The organism is Klebsiella sp. Lac1, assembly GCF_009825425.1.
GTDB classification, from domain to species: domain Bacteria; phylum Pseudomonadota; class Gammaproteobacteria; order Enterobacterales; family Enterobacteriaceae; genus Klebsiella; species Klebsiella electrica.
Window position 1 is genome coordinate 459,318 of sequence record NZ_VJZJ01000002.1, and the last position, 18,172, is coordinate 477,489.

General features: G+C 56.8%; 18 protein-coding genes and 1 pseudogene. 6 read left to right on the top strand and 13 right to left on the bottom strand.

All coding sequences use genetic code 11. The features are described 5' to 3' along the window. Positions 1-4: 4 nt before the first annotated feature. The 6 genes and pseudogenes from hpaI to FNY10_RS27380 form a co-directional block, all read right to left on the bottom strand. Positions 5-802 (bottom strand): 4-hydroxy-2-oxoheptanedioate aldolase, encoded by a 798-nt coding sequence (gene hpaI / locus FNY10_RS17605; protein WP_100684650.1) that lies wholly within the window; start codon positions 800-802, stop codon positions 5-7. Between the two features lie 11 nt (positions 803-813). After that, the gene (gene hpaH / locus FNY10_RS17610; RefSeq protein ID WP_100684649.1) at positions 814-1,617 is read right to left on the bottom strand and encodes a 2-oxo-hept-4-ene-1,7-dioate hydratase; all 804 of its coding nucleotides are present in this window, start codon (positions 1,615-1,617) and stop codon (positions 814-816) included. A 219-nt stretch (positions 1,618-1,836) separates the two neighbouring features. Further along, complete coding sequence (locus FNY10_RS17615) at positions 1,837-2,217, bottom strand: 5-carboxymethyl-2-hydroxymuconate Delta-isomerase (protein WP_141965364.1); 381 nt, start codon at positions 2,215-2,217, stop codon at positions 1,837-1,839. Positions 2,218-2,226: 9 nt separating this feature from the next. Further along, positions 2,227-3,084: a 3,4-dihydroxyphenylacetate 2,3-dioxygenase gene (gene hpaD / locus FNY10_RS17620; RefSeq protein ID WP_141965363.1), complete on the bottom strand. Its 858-nt coding sequence runs from the start codon at positions 3,082-3,084 to the stop codon at positions 2,227-2,229. A 71-nt stretch (positions 3,085-3,155) separates the two neighbouring features. Further along, the gene (gene hpaE, locus FNY10_RS17625; RefSeq protein ID WP_141965362.1) at positions 3,156-4,622 is read right to left on the bottom strand and encodes a 5-carboxymethyl-2-hydroxymuconate semialdehyde dehydrogenase; all 1,467 of its coding nucleotides are present in this window, start codon (positions 4,620-4,622) and stop codon (positions 3,156-3,158) included. Continuing rightward, positions 4,619-6,012: pseudogene (locus FNY10_RS27380) on the bottom strand (fumarylacetoacetate hydrolase family protein). The gene hpaE and the pseudogene FNY10_RS27380 overlap by 4 nt, the downstream one beginning before the upstream one ends. A 289-nt stretch (positions 6,013-6,301) precedes the next feature. Between FNY10_RS27380 and hpaR the strand changes: the two are divergent. After that, positions 6,302-6,793, top strand: coding sequence for a homoprotocatechuate degradation operon regulator HpaR (hpaR, locus tag FNY10_RS17640; protein WP_131049507.1), 492 nt, complete (start codon positions 6,302-6,304; stop codon positions 6,791-6,793). A gap of 127 nt (positions 6,794-6,920) precedes the next feature. Here hpaR and FNY10_RS17645 read toward each other — a convergent pair whose 3' ends face one another. Then, positions 6,921-7,454 carry a GNAT family N-acetyltransferase gene (locus FNY10_RS17645; RefSeq protein WP_131049508.1) on the bottom strand — a complete coding sequence of 178 codons (534 nt, stop codon included), beginning with the start codon at positions 7,452-7,454 and terminating at the stop codon, positions 6,921-6,923. Between the two features lie 32 nt (positions 7,455-7,486). Between FNY10_RS17645 and FNY10_RS17650 the strand changes: the two genes are divergently transcribed. Further along, the gene (locus tag FNY10_RS17650; RefSeq protein ID WP_141965360.1) at positions 7,487-8,320 is read left to right on the top strand and encodes a GNAT family N-acetyltransferase; all 834 of its coding nucleotides are present in this window, start codon (positions 7,487-7,489) and stop codon (positions 8,318-8,320) included. Between the two features lie 41 nt (positions 8,321-8,361). On the opposite strand, the gene opgB is transcribed toward FNY10_RS17650, so the two are convergent. The 6 genes from opgB to FNY10_RS17680 all read right to left on the bottom strand — a co-directional run bounded on the left by opgB (position 8,362) and on the right by FNY10_RS17680 (position 14,179). Beyond that, positions 8,362-10,653, bottom strand: a complete 2,292-nt coding sequence (opgB, locus tag FNY10_RS17655; RefSeq protein WP_141965359.1) for a phosphatidylglycerol--membrane-oligosaccharide glycerophosphotransferase — start codon at positions 10,651-10,653, stop codon at positions 8,362-8,364. A 256-nt stretch (positions 10,654-10,909) separates the two neighbouring features. Then, on the bottom strand, positions 10,910-11,401 hold the full coding sequence (locus FNY10_RS17660) for a DUF2501 domain-containing protein (RefSeq protein WP_131049511.1): 492 nt from the start codon (positions 11,399-11,401) through the stop codon (positions 10,910-10,912). A gap of 65 nt (positions 11,402-11,466) precedes the next feature. Beyond that, entirely contained in the window at positions 11,467-12,204 is a 738-nt protein-coding gene (dnaC, locus tag FNY10_RS17665; RefSeq protein WP_142255929.1) for a DNA replication protein DnaC, read from the bottom strand. 2 nt (positions 12,205-12,206) lie between these two features. Continuing rightward, positions 12,207-12,746: a primosomal protein DnaT gene (gene dnaT / locus FNY10_RS17670; protein ID WP_160702334.1), complete on the bottom strand. Its 540-nt coding sequence runs from the start codon at positions 12,744-12,746 to the stop codon at positions 12,207-12,209. Positions 12,747-12,938: 192 nt separating this feature from the next. Beyond that, positions 12,939-13,412, bottom strand: coding sequence for a threonine/serine exporter (locus FNY10_RS17675; protein ID WP_100684637.1), 474 nt, complete (start codon positions 13,410-13,412; stop codon positions 12,939-12,941). Further along, the gene (locus tag FNY10_RS17680) at positions 13,403-14,179 is read right to left on the bottom strand and encodes a threonine/serine ThrE exporter family protein (protein WP_100684636.1); all 777 of its coding nucleotides are present in this window, start codon (positions 14,177-14,179) and stop codon (positions 13,403-13,405) included. Before FNY10_RS17680 ends, FNY10_RS17675 begins: the two co-directional genes overlap by 10 nt. Before the next feature lie 286 nt (positions 14,180-14,465). Here FNY10_RS17680 and pobA point away from each other — a divergent pair, with 286 nt between their 5' ends. The 4 genes from pobA (at position 14,466) to bglJ (ending at position 18,172) form a co-directional block, all read left to right on the top strand. Beyond that, on the top strand, positions 14,466-15,650 hold the full coding sequence (pobA, locus tag FNY10_RS17685) for a 4-hydroxybenzoate 3-monooxygenase (protein WP_100684635.1): 1,185 nt from the start codon (positions 14,466-14,468) through the stop codon (positions 15,648-15,650). Positions 15,651-15,672: 22 nt separating this feature from the next. Next, positions 15,673-16,542 carry a helix-turn-helix domain-containing protein gene (locus FNY10_RS17690; protein WP_100684634.1) on the top strand — a complete coding sequence of 290 codons (870 nt, stop codon included), beginning with the start codon at positions 15,673-15,675 and terminating at the stop codon, positions 16,540-16,542. A 260-nt stretch (positions 16,543-16,802) separates the two neighbouring features. Next, positions 16,803-17,546, top strand: coding sequence for a helix-turn-helix transcriptional regulator (locus FNY10_RS17695; protein WP_100684633.1), 744 nt, complete (start codon positions 16,803-16,805; stop codon positions 17,544-17,546). Then, complete coding sequence (bglJ, locus tag FNY10_RS17700; protein WP_165457178.1) at positions 17,495-18,172, top strand: DNA-binding transcriptional activator BglJ; 678 nt, start codon at positions 17,495-17,497, stop codon at positions 18,170-18,172. The genes FNY10_RS17695 and bglJ overlap by 52 nt, the downstream gene beginning before the upstream one ends.

Here is an 18,172-nt window from a genome sequence, read left to right on the forward strand (position 1 = left end):
CCGTTCAGTAGACGGATTTATTGTTATCAGTTGTGGTGGGGATTGCGTCGGTAAAGCGTGCCGCCAGCGCTTCTGCGCTGCGGGCCAGCAGGGTGGTGTCGACGCCGACGGCGACAAACAGCGCACCCAGTTCGAGGTAGCGTTTCGCCAGTTGTTCATTGGCCATCAGAATGCCCGGGGCTTTACCCGCCTCGCGAATCAGGACGATGGCGCTTTCAATAGCCGCCTGCACCTCAGGATGCTGCGGATTACCGCCGAAGCCCATATCCGCGCTCAGATCCGCCGGGCCGATAAACACGCCATCGACGCCTTCTACCGCGAGGATCTGCGGCAGATTTTTCAACGCCTCGCGGGTTTCAATCTGCACCAGCACGCACATGGCATCGTTGGCCTGATGGATATAATCCGCAACGCGGTTCCAGCGAGAAGCGCGCGCCAGGGCGCTGCCGACGCCGCGAATACCGGCTGGCGGATAGCGGGTGGCTTTCACCGCCAGCCGCGCTTCATCGGCGTTTTGCACCATCGGCACCAGTAACGTCTGTGCGCCGATATCCAGCAGTTGCTTAATCTGCACCGGATCATTCCACGACGGGCGAACCACCGGTTGGCTGGGGTAGGGGGCGATCGCCTGCAGTTGGGTCAGCACCGTTTGTACATTATTCGGCGCGTGTTCGCCGTCGATCAGCAGCCAGTCAAACCCGGCGCCGGCCAGCAGTTCGGCGCTGTAGCTGCTGCACAGCCCCAGCCACAGGCCGATTTGCGGGCGCCCGGCCCGCAGCGCCTCTTTAAACGTGTTATGCATTATCTTTCCCCTTATACAAAGCGGCAGCTGATTGCGCCCATGTTGCCGTAATCGACGTGGAAGGTGTCACCCTTACGCGCCGCGACCGGGCGGGTAAACGAGCCGCCGAGGATTATTTGCCCGGCTTCCAGCTGGACGTCGTATGGCGCCAGCTTATTCGCCAGCCAGGCGACGCCGTTCGCCGGATGGTTGAGCACTCCGGCGGCAACGCCGGTCTCTTCGATCACCCCGTTGCGGTACAGCAGGGCGGAGATCCAACGCAGATCCAGCTCGTCGGGTTTAATCGGCCGCCCGCCGAGGATCACCCCGGCATTGGCGGCGTTATCGGAGATGGTGTCGAAGACTTTGCGCGGGCGCTGGGTTTGCGGATCGATGTTGTGGCAGCGGGCGTCGATCAGCTCCAGCGCCGGGATCACATAGTCGGTGGCGTTATAGACGTCGAACAAAGTGCAGTTCGGGCCACGCAGCGGTTTCGCCAGCACGAAAGCCAGCTCGACTTCAATGCGCGGCACGATAAAACGGTCGGTCGGAATGTCGCTGCCATCGTGAAAAAACATATCATCGAGCAGCGCGCCGTAGTCCGGCTCGCTGATTTGCGAACTGGCCTGCATCGCTTTTGACGTCAGGCCGATCTTATGGCCTTTCAGCACCCGCCCTTCGGCGATCTTCATCGCGACCCATTCGCGCTGGACGGCGTAGGCGTCCTCAATGGTGATCGACGGATAGTCCAGCGAGATCGCGCGGATCTGTTCACGTTGTTTTTCGGCCTGATTCAGTCGCTGGGCGATCTGGGTGCGGGTTTGTTTATCGAGCATAGTGGCTTCCTGTTACCTTGTTCGGTGTCGCGTTGTCGCGGCGCCGGGTGGCGCTGCGCTTACCCGGCCTACGGTTGGTGCATTGTGCTGGGCGTTATCGGGCTTACCCGGCCTACGGTTAGTGCGTTGTGCTGGTCGTTGTCGGCCCGGCAGGTGGTTCGGCATCGGTTTGCCTTTTGTAGGCCCGGTAAGCGCAGCGCCACCGGGCGAAAAGGCGCGCTATTTAAACAAGGCGTGGACGTTGTTTTGTTTGTAGTTCAGCGTCGGGTGCAGTTCTTCAATCTCAAATGACAGCGCCAGATAGCGGCTCTCCATCAGCGCGGCGAAGTGGCTTTTAATCAGCCCGAACAGCATTTCGCCCACCTCTTCACGGCTCGCCAGACTCCGCCCGCTGCCGATTTTCAGCGTCATATGCACGAAGGCGTAATCCTGCTTGCCGTCGGCCATCTGCCAGGTGTCCAGCCAGATGGCGCGGCTGCGGATGCCACCCAGCGGGAAGATGCCGGTGGCGGCCAGCGCCTGATTGACCTGGGCGAACAGGGCGGGTAAATCAGCCTGTTCGCGGATGTTTTCGGTACACTCAGCGATAAAATGCGGCATAGTGGCTCCTTACGCCTGTGCCGGAAGCGGGAACACGGCGTTCACCTGGCCGGTGCCGGAACTGGCGAACAGGTCGGTAATAAACTCCACCTTGCCGTCGTATTTATCCCAGCCGAGCACGCCGAGCAGCATCACCGTGTCGTGCATATTGCCTTCGCCGTAGCAGTAGTCGGCGTATTCCGGCAGCATGGTGCAGAACTCTTTGAATTTGCCTTCACGCCACAGCTTCACCACGCGTTCATCCATTTGATGGTCAAACTCGCGGGTGTAGCTGTTCATCCCCTCTTCGGCGCGCTGGTCGTCGATAAAGCGGTGCGACAGCGAGCCGCTGGCGAAGACCGCCACGGTACCGTCATATTTTTCAATGGCTTTGACGATGGCTTCGCCCAGCTTGCGGCTGTCGGCAAAATCGTGAACGGTGCAGAACGCGGAAATCGACACCACTTTGAAATGCTTGTCGCTGTTCATGTAGCGCATCGGCACCAGCGTACCGTACTCCAGCTTCAGGCTGGGGATGTTGTGCGCTTTCGCCCGCACGCCCAGTTTGACCGCTTCGTCGGCAATCAGCTGACCCAGCTCCGGGTTGCCGTCGTAGTCGTAGGTCATGTCGCGGATAAAGTGCGGCAGTTCGTTGCTGGTATAGACGCCTTTAAAATGGTCGGCGCAGTTAATGTGGTAGGCGCTGTTGACCAGCCAGTGGGTATCGAAAACGATAATGGTATCAACGCCCATTTCACGGCAGCGCCGGCCAATTTCTTTATGGCCGTCGATGGCAGACTGACGGCAGCCATGATTTTTCCCCGGTAGTTCAGAGAGATACATTGACGGCACGTGAGTGATTTTGGCGGCTAACGCTAATTTGCCCATGCGGTGTTCTCCTTACATAACCTGAATAGTGTGAGCCGCAGCCCGCCAGGGCGCGGCTCGACGGATGACGGTTATACGCCCCATTTCGGGATCGGATGGTCACCCATGGAAATACAGACGTTTTTCATTTCGGCGAACACTTCAAAGCTGTACTCGCCGCCTTCACGGCCGGTGCCGGAGGCTTTCACGCCGCCAAACGGCTGGCGCAGGTCGCGGACGTTCTGGGTATTGACGAACACCATGCCAGCTTCGATACCGCGCGCCAGACGCAGCACTTTGCTGATGTCCTGGGTCCAGATGTAAGACGCAAGGCCATACTCGATGTCGTTCGCCAGGCGCAGCCCTTCCGCTTCGTCTTTAAACGGCAGCAGGCAGGCCACCGGGCCAAAAATCTCTTCCTGTGCGACGCGCATGCGGTTATCGACGTCCGCCAGCACCGTCGGACGCAGGAAGTTGCCGCCTTGCAGATGCGCAGGCAGATCGGACGGCTTGTCCGGGCCGCCGGCCAGCAGGGTGGCGCCTTCTTCGATCCCGAGGCGAATATAGCCGGAGACTTTTTCCCAGTGCTGTTGGCTAATCAGCGCCCCGACCTGGGTAGTCGGATCGGTCGGATCGCCGACGCGCAGGCGGTTGGCGCGTTCGGCAAAGCGTTTTACGAATTCCGCATAGATGCTCTGCTGAATGAAGATGCGCGACCCGGCGGTGCAGCGTTCGCCGTTGATTGAGAAGATGGTGAACAGGGCGGCATCCAGCGCGCGCTCGATATCGGCATCTTCAAAAATCAGCACCGGCGATTTGCCGCCCAGCTCCATGGAATACTTCTTCAGGCCGGCATTTTTCATGATGTTGCGCCCGGTGGCAGTACCGCCGGTAAACGACACCGCGCGGACGTCGTGATGACGCACCAGGGCATCGCCGGCGCTGGCGCCGTAGCCCTGCACCACGTTGAGTACACCAGCCGGAATACCCGCTTCCAGCGCCAGCTCGCCCAGACGATCGGCGGTCAGCGGCGACAGCTCAGACATCTTCAGCACCGCGGTGTTACCCAGCGCCAGGCACGGCGCGACCTTCCAGGTGGCGGTCATGAACGGTACGTTCCACGGCGACACCAGCGCGCACACGCCGACCGGCTGCACGAGGGTGTAGTTGAGCATCTTGTCGTCAACCGGATAGGTCTTGCCGTTCATCTGCTGGCACACTTCGGCGAAAAACTCGAAGTTGTGCGAAGCGCGCGGGATCAGCACATTTTTGGTCTGATGAATAGGCAGGCCGGTATCGGCGGTTTCCATCGCCGCGATCTCCGGGACGTTTCGATCGATCAGATCGCCCAGCCGACGCATCAGGCGCGCGCGCTCTTTCATCGGCAGGTTAGCCCATTTCGGGAACGCCTCTTTCGCCGCGGCAACGGCCTGATTCACTTCGGCTTCGCCGCCGGAGGCGACTTCCGCCAGCACTTCGCCGCTGGCCGGATTGGTGGTATGGAAATACTCGGTGCCTGCGACGTTTTTGCCGTTGATCCAATGGTTAATTTTTTTCATGACAGCTTCTCCTCATACGCTTGCTGGCTGATGATGCGGTTGACCAGGCGACCGACGCCTTCGACTTCGACGATCGCTTCATCGCCCGGCACCACGTCCGACAGCCCCTTCGGCGTGCCGGTGGCGATCATGTCGCCCGGCTGCAGGGTCATAAATTCGCTGAGGTAAGCGATCAGGAACGGAATGCTGAAGATCAGATCGGCGGTGGTGCCCTGCTGGCGCAGTTCGCCGTTGACCCAGGTGCGCAGCGCCAGGTTGTGCGGATCCGGGATCGTCTCTTTAGCGACGATCCACGGGCCGATCGGCGTCAGCGTGTCGCGGCTTTTGACCCGCAGGTTGGGGCGATAGTAGTTTTCCAGATAGTCGCGGATGGCGTAGTCGTTGCAGACGGTGTAGCCGGCAACATAGTCCATGGCATCGGCTTCGGCGACGCGGCGCGCGGTTTTGCCGATCACCACCACCAGTTCGGCTTCGTAATGCATGTACTCCACGTTGTCCGGGCGTACCGACTCTTGTTCATGACCGATAAAGGTGTTCGGCGCTTTGATAAAGACCAGCGGCTCTTCCGGCGGCTTAAATTCCAGCTCGCTGGCGTGGTCGGCATAGTTCAGACCCAGCGCGAACAGGGTGCCGTCGGCGGGAGGCAGCCAGCGAAAGTCACCGGCTTTAAGCAGGGTGCCATCGGTGAGGCGAACCTGGTCGCGTTCGTCGACCTGTACGTCGTAGCGGACGCCTTGCCATTCAATACGTGCCTGTTTCATGCCAGCTCTCCTTCTGCAACAACCGGGTTTTCCAGCGCCGGGAAACCTTCGGCGAGGATCCGCACGCGATCGCCGGGTTGCAGCGTGACGCGAGCGTGAGGGGTGCCGATCAGAATGGCATCGCCGGGATTCAGGGTGGCAAATTCGCTCAGCGCGCTTAACAGTTCGGCGGCATTGCGCTGGAGATCGCCGGTATTCCAGCTGTCGGCTTCGCGGCCGTTGATTTCAGTGATGATGGTCAGATTGTCCACGCTATGCACCGGGGCGAGAGCGCCGACGGGGCAGAAGCCATCGCGGCATTTGGCCTTAATCGCCGGGCGGTAGAAGCTCTCTTCCGGCAGGCTGACGTCATTGGCCAGCGCATAGCCGGCGATAAAAGAGGCGGCGTTGTCAGCGGAAACCTTACGTGCGGTTTTGCCGACAATCAGCGCGACGGTTGCGCCGCTTTGTACGCTTTCGCCCTGCGGGTAGGGAATCGCCTCGCCCGCACCGATAACGGTATTGCGGGGTTTGATAAACCAGACCGCGGTCTTCGGCGGCGTTTTGTAAGGGGCCTGTTGGAACGCGTCGCGCCAGGCGTCAAGCTGGCTGCGATGGTTGAGCGCAACGGCGAAGATGGTACCTTTCATTCACCACTCCTCTGGTACTGATGTCGGATGCTAAGGGATATTCATTAATATGTTAATGATCATCTTTTATTCTTTGTGGCGGGGTTTGGCAAACAGAAGTGAATGTTTTGTGATCTGATTAACAATAAATTTACAGTGTAAATATTTATGTGTTATTAATCAGTGTATTAATGTTTTTTATTGTTCCGGCTGGTACTTTTCAGGTGCAGAAACCGGTTGCGTCATGGCAGGATAGGCGCTAATTATTAACTTATTAATAAACATAAGAGTGCGATGTCGAGGGTATGTGATGCATGATTCGTTAACCATTGCGTTGTTACAGGCGCGGGAAGTGGCGATGGGCCATTTCCGGCCGATCGTTAAACGCCATAATCTCACCGAGCAGCAGTGGCGCATTGTGCGCATTCTCGCGGAAAATCCGTCGATGGATTTTCACGATCTGGCGTTCCGCGCCTGCATCCTGCGCCCCAGTCTGACCGGTATTTTGACCCGTATGGAGCGCGATGGTCTGGTGTTGCGCCTCAAGCCGGTCAACGATCAGCGCAAGCTGTATATTTCGCTGACGTCGGCGGGCTATACGCTGTATCAAAGCGCGCAGGCGCAGGTGGAAGAGGCGTATCGCCTGATTGAAGCGCAGTTCACCAGCGAAAAGATGCAGCAGTTGACCGCGCTGCTGGAAGAGTTTATCGCGCTCGGCAACCGTCAGGACGCCGGGCGCAGTAATGACAGTGATGAGGAAGAGTCGATCGGCGCGTCGTCCGGGTATGGGCCGGCGCGATAAGCGTTACGGTTCTGGCGGGAGGTAGGCCCCCGGTGGCGCTACGCTTAGCGGGGCTACGGGAGAGCGGGTTTTCGTCGATAAGGCGTCAGCCGCTATCCTGCTTATCGCAGCCCTGACAGGAGACGGTTTACAGCGTCAGGCGCATGGCGCAGCGCGTTTCTGGCGCCAGTCCGTGGGCAGTTTCCTGCTGTCGCTTCGCCGCCAGACCTGCTGGCAGCGCTTGTTCATTGAGCATACGAAACCCCAGGCGGCTGTAAAACGGCGCATTCCAGGGGACATCGCGGAAGGTGGTGAGGGTCACCGCCGGATACGCCGCACGGCGGGCATGGTCAATGATCTTCGCCATCATCGCCCGGCCGATGCCCTGGCCTTGCCACGTCTGGTGAACGGAAATCTCGACGATAAACAGCGCGTCATCCAGCGCTTCGGTCAGCAGGAAGCCGGCGAGCTGTCCGTCGGCGACGGCGACCAGACTGTGGCCATCCTCAACAGAGAGGCGATGTTGCCGGAGGTCGATCGTCGGACTTTCTGCCAGCCAGGCGAGGTGCGGAATGAGGCGAAACGCCTGGGCCGCCGAGCGTTCGATTGCGGGCAAACCGGGGATATCGCTCTGCGTGGCCAGGCGAAAAGTCGTTGCGGCGGTTATAGTGTTATTTTTCATCGCTTCAGCATAGCAATCTTCGGGAGAAATGCATGGCATTGATAGCCGTCTCCGCCATCAGTTTTAGCAGCGAGCAGTTAAGCTCGATTCTCAACGACTGTTTTGAAGATTATCTGGTGCCGGTTTCGCTGCCGGTGGCGGCGTTCGTTCAGCGCTTTGGCTCTGAAGGACTGAGCCTGCTCGACTCCTGCGTCTGGCTTGACGGCGAGACGCCAGCGGCCATCGCCATCGTGGCCCGGCGTGGCGATGAGGCGAGGCTGGCGGCCTTTGCGGTGCGTCCGGCCTGGCGTGGAAAAGGCACCGGCCGTCGGCTGATGATCCCGCTCATGGCCTCGTTACGGGAACAGGGCGTGCGGCGGATGTGGCTGGAGGTGATCCGCGAAAACTATGCCGCGGTGGCGTTGTACCAGTCTTTAGGCTTTGTAGTACATCATGGGCTGTGCGGATTTGTCAGTAGCCGGGCAGAGGATGCCGCGGCGGCGTTGGAAGAGAGCGATGTGCTGCCTCTGTTGCGCAGGTCCGCAGCGGAGGTAAACGGTCGTCTGCCGTGGCTGATGGACCCGCTCACCTTCGCCACTCTGCCCTGCCGGGCGCTTACGCTGAACCAGCAGGTTTTTGCGGTGCTGGCAACCTTAACCTCCACGCCGCAGCTACAGTTTTTGTGGGTTGAGCCCTCCGTCCGCGGCCGCGGGCTGGCGCATGAGATGCTGAGGGCGCTGGCCCGCCAGTTCCCTGGCCTGAGTACTTCGGTGATCATTCCCGAATCATTTACGCCGCTGTTTAGCGCGGCGGGGTATGCGACCCTGATGCTGAAACAGTATGAGATGTGCGTGGAGTTCAGCCGCTTACCACCTGCCGAATGCTAGCGGATACGCCCCGGCTCAGGCCATGCGCCGGGGCAGCAGCGTTAACCGTCGCTTTTTACCACTTTCAGATCCACCATGCCGATGCCCAGCTGGCGCGGCGCGTGGCCAAGGATATTCCCTTCGTTGGTGGACTGCGGATCCGGCGGAACGATAATCAACGTATCGCTGCGCGCCGGGTTATCGAAATGCAGCGTGGTGGTGGAGACCTCGTTGGCCAGGGTGAGAATGTGCTCACTGTCGCCCACGCGAACCGGGATCGGTTTATTGGCGTTCGGCCCGTAGGCTTTGGCGGTAATCACCAGATCGAATTTTTCCGGTAGCGGTTCTTTATATTCAATCTTCACCTCGCTGCCGAGCTGGGCGTTGGACCAGCGGCCCCACGATTCCGGGCGCGAGATCCCGCTGAACTGCCTGACCTCTTCCGGCGCACCGGCAACGTTGAAGACGAAGCTGTCGGCTTTGTAACGAATATCGTTATCGACGATCTTCAGGGTATCGACGTTGCCTTTGTAGCGCTGCATATCGATAACGGTATCTTTAAACGCCGTTTTTCCCTGCCACCTGGGCTTATCAACATGTTGCACCTTTTGTTCGCCGCCGAGCTGGCCCTGGGAAACGCACCAGTCGGTGGAGAGCGCCAGCTCAGTGGACCACAGCTGGCCCATTTTGTAGCAGCGATCGATCCACACGAAGTTGTCCCGTGGGGCAAAATCGGCCAGCTGGAAGCGCAGCGGGGCGGAATATTCGCTCTCCGGCAGCGGCTCAACGCGTTTATCGGATACCCGCAGCAGCAGGGGTAAGCGGAAATGGCTGCCGGAGAAGGCGATGGTGTTCTTCTGGCTGTCGATGGTGAAGTTTTTCATCTCTTTCGGGAAGTTCCACAGGCGGATGATATCCGGTTTCCACGCCAGCACTTTCTCTTTCATATTCATGAAAATACCGGACAGCGATTGCCCGGAGAGGCTGCTGCGTCCCAGACCGATAAAGTTATCGCCGCCAAGGATGTCCAGCACCGTGGCGCCGTTGTCCATGGTATTGCGCTTCACGGCCAGCGTCTCCTGCTGCGGCTGGTCGCCGCGCAGGATAAAGAACAGGTTGCTGCGATCCTGCTTGTTGAGATAATCCCAGGCGGTGTTTTTCATCGCCAGATGGTCGGAAGAGACCACGATGACCGTATTTTTGAAATACGGCGATGCTTTGATTTTCTCAATTAATGCCGCGATATGCTCCTGACTACAGGTGACCGCGCTAAAAGAGAGGTTCTTTTTCCCGTCGATATCATAGCTTTTACGCTGGCAGGTACGGGAGATAAAGCCGTCAGGATGGTGGGTGTCGACCGTCAGCGCAAAGAGCGAAAAGCGTTTACCGGATTGAGAAAGCGCTACGAATTTTTTCCAGGTTTCATCCAGAACCGTGTCGTCGTAGAAGCCCCAGTCATTGCGGTAAGCGGGGTCGGCGACCGTGGTTTTCAGCTCTTCAGCGCCGTACAGGTAGTCAAAACCGTGTGATTTCAGAAACACATCTTTGCCAGCGAAACGCAGGTTGGCGCCCTGCACGAAATAGTTTTCATAGCCGGAATTTTTCAGAATATCGCCGAGACAGATATTCTGCGGGAAGAAACTGGAGACCGAGGCGGAGGCGTTGCCTTCAAACGGCGCAAACAGCGGAATGCCGCACTGGGAAGCCACCATGCCGGCGATGGTGTAATCGGTACCCGGCAGCTGGGCGGTATGGCTGAAATCGAGGCCTTCGTTTTTCAGTTTGCCGAGTTCAGGCGTCAGGTCGGGAAAGGCATTGTTATCGAACCAGGTGCGTTCAAGGCTTTCCCCGTAGATATAGACCAGGTTCAGCTTCGGGTGCGGAATGCTCTTCGCCGGTTCTTTGTAGTAGGCGATAAAATCGGGATCGCCATCGCGGGACTGCGATTTGACCAGCTCGCTGATTTGACGAAACGCCGGGCTGGCATCGACGGAGGCCAGCGCCAGAACCAGCGCCAGCAGGCTGTAGCCGAAGTGATGAGGATGGTGGCGACGACGGCGCAGCACCCATCCCAGCGCGCTGAATACGGTCGCCAGCGCTGCCACCAGCCCGATGCCGGGAAGAATATATTTACTGACGCCAGCCCCGGTCAGGCTGTTGGTCAGCGTGTAGAGGACCGCGTCGTTAATTCCGTCCCCGGTGAAGTAGTCGCTGGCATAGAGGGTAATATTAAGAACCACAAACAGCCCCAGTACCGTTAACGTGGCGGCAAACCACCAGGTATTACGACCGGCTTTTAAGGCATAAATCACCACCGAGGTGAGGAACAAGGCGATGGATAACAACTCTGACACAATTCATCCTCATTAGCGCCAGTTGACCGCTGGCAGGATAGACTATTTTTCACGCTACACTGTAATTGCAGTGTCATATAGCTGCAATTGTAGAGTCATTAAACTGTGCAGTAGTTCAGAATTGGTTTAGAAATCGTCATTTTTGAGTAGTATCACATCGCTGAACAACGCGGATCGTGCGGTGAAAAATGACGAAAATCATGGCTGGAACCGCGTTGAACGCGCTAAGGCGTTAAACGCGGCATCAGTGAGAGAATCAGGAGAGGAAGTTAAGGCCCTGTTTTAAGACCAGATCGCAGGCTTTGGTTTTCACTTTCTCCGCCAGCGGGCTGCTGCCGAGGGTGTTGAGGTTCAGCTGCTGACCGCTATTATTGCTCAGAAGGCCCTGCAACCCTTCCAGATAGCTGGTGTCCTCTTTTTGTTTTTCCGGGGTGCTGAGGCCGAGTTTATCCAGAACCTGATTTTTGACGTTTTCCGTGTTGGTGACCGAGGCCAGCTTTTGTTTGGCGCAGTAGGACATAATCCCGGCGGCATTGTTCATGCTGCTGGCGCTCAGGGACTGAGTGCCGCCGTTCAGCAGGCCGGTCAGTGAAGACATCGACAGGGCGCCGCTTTCATGAGAGCCGCTCTGGCTAAGCTGGCTGGCGGCGCTGGACAGGGAGTCCTGCCAGGAGGCAGCGTGGGCGCCGGCGGCAAAAAAAATGCCGGCAATCAAGGTGGTACGGAATAAGCGTTTTGCAGATTTCATCGGTGTACTCATCATGGTTACTTACGCATTTCTGCAGTATAACCCCGGCTGGGTTCGGAAATATCTCAATACTCTTTGCCGGTGACCCGATGACGATAGCTATCCCAGTTGAAGATAACCCACAGGCTGTTGCCAAGACGCATACGATCCATGACGCGCTCGCCGAGCAGCTTGTTCATCTCGTCCATGTTGCTGTTAGTCAGCATCCCGGTCGGGCGCTTTGAGGAGGAGCGGCGATCGACTATCTGGTTGATGATCACTTTCTCGTAGCGTGACTCCGTCTGCATCCCGATCTCATCGATCACCAGCAGATCGACCTTGCTCAGATCGTTAATGAGCTGTTCTTCGCTGGTTTCCCGATTGCCAAAGGTCTCTTTCATCGCCGACATAATATCGGCGACGGTGATGATCAATACCGATTTCCCGCGGAGCAGCAGCTCGTTGCAAATGGCGGCAGCCAGGTGGTTTTTGCCGGTGCCGGGTTTGCCGGAAAAGATAAAACTGGCGATGTTGCCATCAAACTCTTCAACGTACTGGCGCGCCCTGGACAGCGCGTTCATCTGGCCTTCACACTCGACCCGGTAATTTTCAAATGAACAGTTCTGATGCAGCGGACGGATGCCGGAGCGGTTAAACGTTCGCTGCATTTTCATGGCGCGGTTTTCGCGCTCCAGCGCTTCAGAACGCAATTTGCCCTGCTCTTTTTGCCAGGCCAGCAGCTCTTCGCCGGTTTTAAACGCCGGTTCGACATGGGCTGGCATCATTTTTTGCAGACGCTTCATCAGGTCGCCAACGTTTTTCATGCTCATCCTCTGAAACCTCGTGGAATATGGCTATCCGGTTCGCTGACCGTATTCACATCGCGCCGCGGCTGGCCGCCGTTGCTGGCCCGGCCGATCTGTACGCTGCGCGCCAGCTTTTGCTGCCATTGCACATGATGAAAGACTTTGCCTTCCGCCTGCCAGTAGGCGACAAATGCCGCCAGCTCTTCCGGCGTCACCGGCTGGCTGAGGGCGATGCCCCACAGCGCGGCCATGCGCTGGAAATCAGCGTCCGGCTGCCAGTCGGCATACATGGCGAATTTCCCCACGGGGATAGCGGTTGGCGCTGCGCTGGGTTCGTCGAAAAACTGCGTATCGAGCGCAACATCGCTGCCGGGGCGAGCCAGTTTTGCTTCCAGTTCAAGCAACTGCGCCAGACGTTCCGGCGTGAGCGCGTAGAACGCTGGGGCGTTGTTGGCAAAAACGGCAACCGCGCCGCCGGCCGATTTGGCGAGAACGGCCGCGTGGTCCTGAATAAAATCATCCAGGCCGCTAAAATCGGTGGTTAATATTCGCGAAGACATAACACTATCTCAATTCTGAACAACTATAGAGAGGGGTCACCGCCCCCGGATACCTGTCGTCTTTCAGGCGCTTTTGTGCTGACTGAGGGCGTTCATCCGACCCGCTGGCATCAGCGCAGCGTCTCGGGCTGTCGCAGTCAAGCAAACTGAAATCCATTGGCTATAGTAGCACAGCGTCCGGCCAAATCCCTGCTATACCCGCGGGCGCTTACGGTACAGCCAGAGACCCGGAATGGAAAGACCGATAGAGAGGGCGCCAACGATGGAGGAGGCCTTGAGAAAATTACTCAGCAGCATGATCATCATCTCTTCCGAGTAGCCGAAATGGCTGATTTTTACCGCCGAGATCATCGCCGTATAGGCAGAAATACCGGGGAACATCGGGATCACGGCCGCGACGGTGAAAATTTTGGGATGCGCCAGATACCAGCGGGACCATTGAATACCAATACAGCCAACCAGCAGAGCGGCGAGGAACGTCGCCCATTCAATATTGAACCCTGCGCTCATCATCACCATACGCGAACCGTGGCCGATTGCGCCCAGCAGCGCACACCAGCGCAGCGCGCGCTGCGGTACGTTAAACACCATGGCGAACCCGGCGGCCGGAATGGCCGACAGCGCCATATCCTGAAGCAGAGCGAACAGATACGAGATTATGCCCATCCGCGTAGCCCCCACATGGTCATTGCCATCACCACGCCAATGCAGGTGGCCAGCGTCAGCAGGCTGGCCAGCGCCCAGCGCGCGAGACCGGTATTGATATGCCCCTTGAACATATCCGCAACGGCGTTAATCAGAGGGAAGCCGGGAACCAGCAGCAGCACGCTGGCGGCCATCGCCACCGTTGAGGTATGGGTAAAGGCGGGAAGGCGCAGCATCAGCCCGGAGATGGTGGTGGCGACAAAGGCGGTGAGACAGAAGTTAATCTGCGGATGCATCGAGCGATGGGTCAGGAGCTGGCGAATATACATGGCGATAGTGCTGGCGCAGAAGGTGACCAGCGCCCCGTCCCAGCCGCCCTGGTTGAGCTTGCAGAAACAGGCGCAGGAGAGTCCTACCATCAGAACGACCAGCCAGCGCGGATAGCGCAGCGGCTTAATCTGCGTAAAGCGCTTCTCCACATCTTTATAATCCAGCAGCTTATGCTCGGCCATAATCACAATATGCTGCACTTCCGTCACCACGTGCATGTTGATGCCGCGATCGACGTTTTTACGCGTAGAAGTCAGGCATTCGCCGTCTTTAATCGTCGTGAGCACGATCGCATTCGAGGAGATAGCGCTTTCAACGCTGTCCATGCCGAGCGCCCGCCCAAGACGCGTCGAGAGCTCCTCAACCAGCGCGCTCTCTGCGCCATGCTGTAACAAGAAAAGTCCACACTGAATACATAGTCGCGTAATTGTGCGCTGCACTGCCCGATCTGCTTGCATAAGTACCCGCTGTTCGTTACATCCGATGCCGTCGTGTCTGTTGCTACTTTAACCTGAACTCGCGCTTTCTCTGAGGGGGAGCGGATCAAACAATATGCAAAAAGTCGCCGCGGGCGGCCGGAACAGAATTTGAACTCCGCCACACTTTCTAAAAACTGTTGGAAAGTGCATTTTTTATACGGATTTTTGCCTTCTTTTTCCCGTCCGGGTTATCAAAAATGCAGGAGAGTACTTTTATTAAACAAAAAATAAACAAATAATTAACCATCGAGCGTGAGGCAATCCTATGAAAACACAGGTCGCGATTATCGGGGCTGGCCCTTCCGGGCTGCTGCTGGGGCAACTGTTGCATCGTGCCGGGATCAACACCGTTATTCTCGAACGGCAAACGCCGGAATATGTGCTGGGGCGCATTCGGGCGGGGATTCTGGAAAGCGGTACCGTCGAACTACTGCGGGAAGCGGGAGCTGCGCAGCGCATGGATGCGGAGGGGCTGGTGCATCATGGGGTTGAGTTTTTATTTGAGGGGCAGCGGGTACCGGTTGCGCTGACGGAGTTGACCGGCGGAAAAAGCGTGATGGTATACGGTCAGACCGAGGTCACCCGGGATTTAATGGCGGCCCGTGCTGAATGCGGAGCGCCGGCTATTTATGGCGTCAGCGACGTGATGATTCATGATGCGAAGAGCGACCGGCCGTCAGTCTCCTTTGTCAGCGGTGGGGAAACCTGCCGTCTGGAATGTGATTTTATCGCCGGTTGCGATGGTTTTCATGGTGTCTCGCGACAAAGCATCCCGCGCGACATTCTTAAAGAGTATGAAAGCGTCTGGCCGTTTGGCTGGCTGGGGCTGTTGTCGGACACGCCGCCGGTCAACCCGGAGCTGATTTATGCTCACCATGAGCGGGGATTTGTTTTATGTAGTCAGCGCTCACTAACAAGGAGCCGCTACTATTTGCAGGTCCCGCTGAGCGAAAAGGTTGAGGCATGGTCGGACGAACGCTTCTGGGATGAGCTGAAGCGCCGCCTGCCGGATGAGCTGTCTGGCAAGTTAGTGACTGGTCACTCACTTGAGAAAAGCATTGCGCCGCTGCGCAGCTACGTGGTGGAACCGATGCAGTACGGGCGGCTGTTTCTGGTGGGCGATGCGGCGCATATCGTGCCGCCGACCGGAGCCAAAGGGCTGAACCTGGCCGCTTCCGATGTGAACTATTTGTGGCGCATTCTGCGGGAATATTATCACCGCGGCCGCACCGATCTGCTGGCGAGCTACTCTCGTTTTGCCCTGGATCGGGTGTGGAAAGGGGAGCGGTTTAGTTGGTTCATGACCCGCCTGTTGCATGATTTTCCGCAGCAGAGCGAGTTCGATAAAAAAATGCAGGCGGCGGACCGCCGCTATTACCTCGGATCGCGCGCCGGGCTGACCACCATAGCGGAAAACTATGTGGGCTTGCCCATGGAGCGCGTGGCGTAGGGGATCAACAGCCGGAGTTGTTATGCAGGCCACCAATACCGTTCCCGTATTTAAATTGTATGGCGAAGAGCGCGACTGGCCGACGCCCGATCTTCTGCACTGCGAGTCGATTTTGCAGCGCAGCAGCCTGTATGAGTGGCATATCCGTATGCATCAGCATGCGGAGCTGGTGCAACTGCTCTATTTACATAAAGGCAGGGCGGAGATCGAAATTGAAGGGACAACCACCGTGATGACGGAATCCTGTATTCAGGTGGTGCCGGCGTTGTGCATTCATGGGTTTCGTTTTTCACCCGGTACGCAGGGTTATGTTTTGTCGCTGGCGCTGCCGCTGCTCAGCCATTTTGAACGCCAGTTTGGCCGCCAGCTTGATGTCCTCGGCCAGCCGCGGTGCGTGCCCGTTAAGCGCTCCCGCGGGCATATCCGCGCGCTGTTTACGGCATTACGGGAAGAGTATTGCGAAGAGCTGGACGCCCGGGAGATGATGCTGCACTCGCTCTTAGGCGCGCTGTTGGTTTGGCTAAACCGCCAGTGCCTCCCGGCGCCGATCGCCGAAGGAAAAGCGGAACGAAAGCGCAGCGTCATGCGACATTTTTCTCGTCTTATTGAAAGCCATTACCGCGAACATTTGCCGCTGGCGGAATACGCCCGCCAGGTTGGGCTGTCGCCGACGCACCTCAATTATTTGTGCCGTGAATTTCATGGCTGCAGTGCCTTAGGGGTTTTGCACCAAAGATTGATGCTGGAGGCGCGGCGTAATTTGCAATATACCGCCATGACTGTGACTCAACTTTCTGATTATTTAGGGTTTTCAGATGCGACTTATTTTTCGCGGTTTTTTCGCCGCTATAGCGGCGTGTCGCCAAAAACATTCAGGAATGAAATTAAATAAAACCGGTGTGATACATTTGCATAATTGTTTCTAAAGTCTGCTTTCATTTTTTCTAATTTATTGTTGGTCTTTATGTATGCTACTGTCGTTTATTGCTAAGGCCAGCAATGCTATTCCCCACACTAAGATTTGGTACAGAGCGTAGGGCCGAAACGTTCGCCAGGGGTGACACAGATTCACCTGGCAAAATAATATTATGGTTGCCAGGGGGCCATCTGTTTTATGCCAGACGTGAATCTTCTACAGAAAACGGAGGATTTATGTTACCAGGACATGATCAGCACGGCATCATCGTCAGTAAAATTCCGGTTATGCAGGCCGGCTTAAAAACAATCACCAGTGAATGTCTCCCCGACTATACATTCAGCTGCTGCCGTTCATCGGAGGCGCTCACGCGAACCGAACTGAGTCGAGCCCGGCTGGTCATTGTCGATCTGTCCGGTGATATCAGCCAGCCTCAGGCAGTTTGTGAATATTATTGTTTTTTAATGGCTCAGTATAAAGACATTCATTGGGTTTATATTGTCGGGCGTGTCAGCGATCGTGAGGCCCAGATCTTTTTAGCCCGCGATGACAGCACATTAGTTTCCGACGGGGCGCCGGTGGCGCGTTTAAGTGAAGCGATATGCGCGAGGCGCCCGGATGATTTGTCTGCCGCGCATGCGAAAGTGACTTCTCTCAATATGAACGCCGATCGTGTGTCGATAAGCCCGGAGATGATAAGCATTCTGACTTTATCTGAGCGCAAAGTTTTACGGCTTCTGGCGAAGGGTTGGGAAATTAATCAAATCGCCTCTTTATTGAAAAAAAGCAATAAGACAATTAGTGCGCAAAAGAATAGCGCCATGCGCCGTTTATCTTTGAATGGCAATGCGCAGATGTATGCGTGGATTAATAGCGAACAAGGGATGAAAGAGTTGAATATATACTCAGAACACGGAGAGCTGCAGGAATGGATAAGCGCAACGAAGCGCAACGTATTGCTGTCGTCGAACAGTGCGTAATGACGGAGACGGCGCTTCGTTTTATCTTAAACGATCGTGATAACGAAAATACGTGTGTTCATTTTTTTAAAGATGTGCAGTCGCTGGCGCAAGCATTGAATATCAGACATGTTACTGCGATTATTTTTTCACTTTCCGGTCACCGCCAACCACGACTGGAAAGTTTACTTTTCTTTCAGGAGATTGCTTATACCCATCCGGATGTTTTGCGAATTATTATGGCGAACAGTCGAGGGGAGCGCGACTTAATTACTCAGCTGGTACCATTTCATTTGCACGGCGTTTTAAATAAAGCCAGCGGTCGTGAAACGTTGCAGGAACAGTTATTTCGACTACTTGCCCAACAAATGCCGCCGATTGACGAACCCTGCCGTCGGAAGGTGCTCCACGGGCATCGCCTCAGTTCAATAGAGCAAGCGATTCTTCGCTATATAGCCTGCGGTTATTCATTGTCAGAGATAGCGGTTCAGCTGGACCGGGATATCAAAACCATTCGTGCGCACAAGTACAATGCGATGCTCAGGCTGGGTATCAGCTCGGCTCTCGGGCTGCTGAGCGCAGCCGATATTCTTATCCATCTCCCGCCACCGTGCGGCAAAGATGCTGCGGGGGCAGGGATAGCGTAG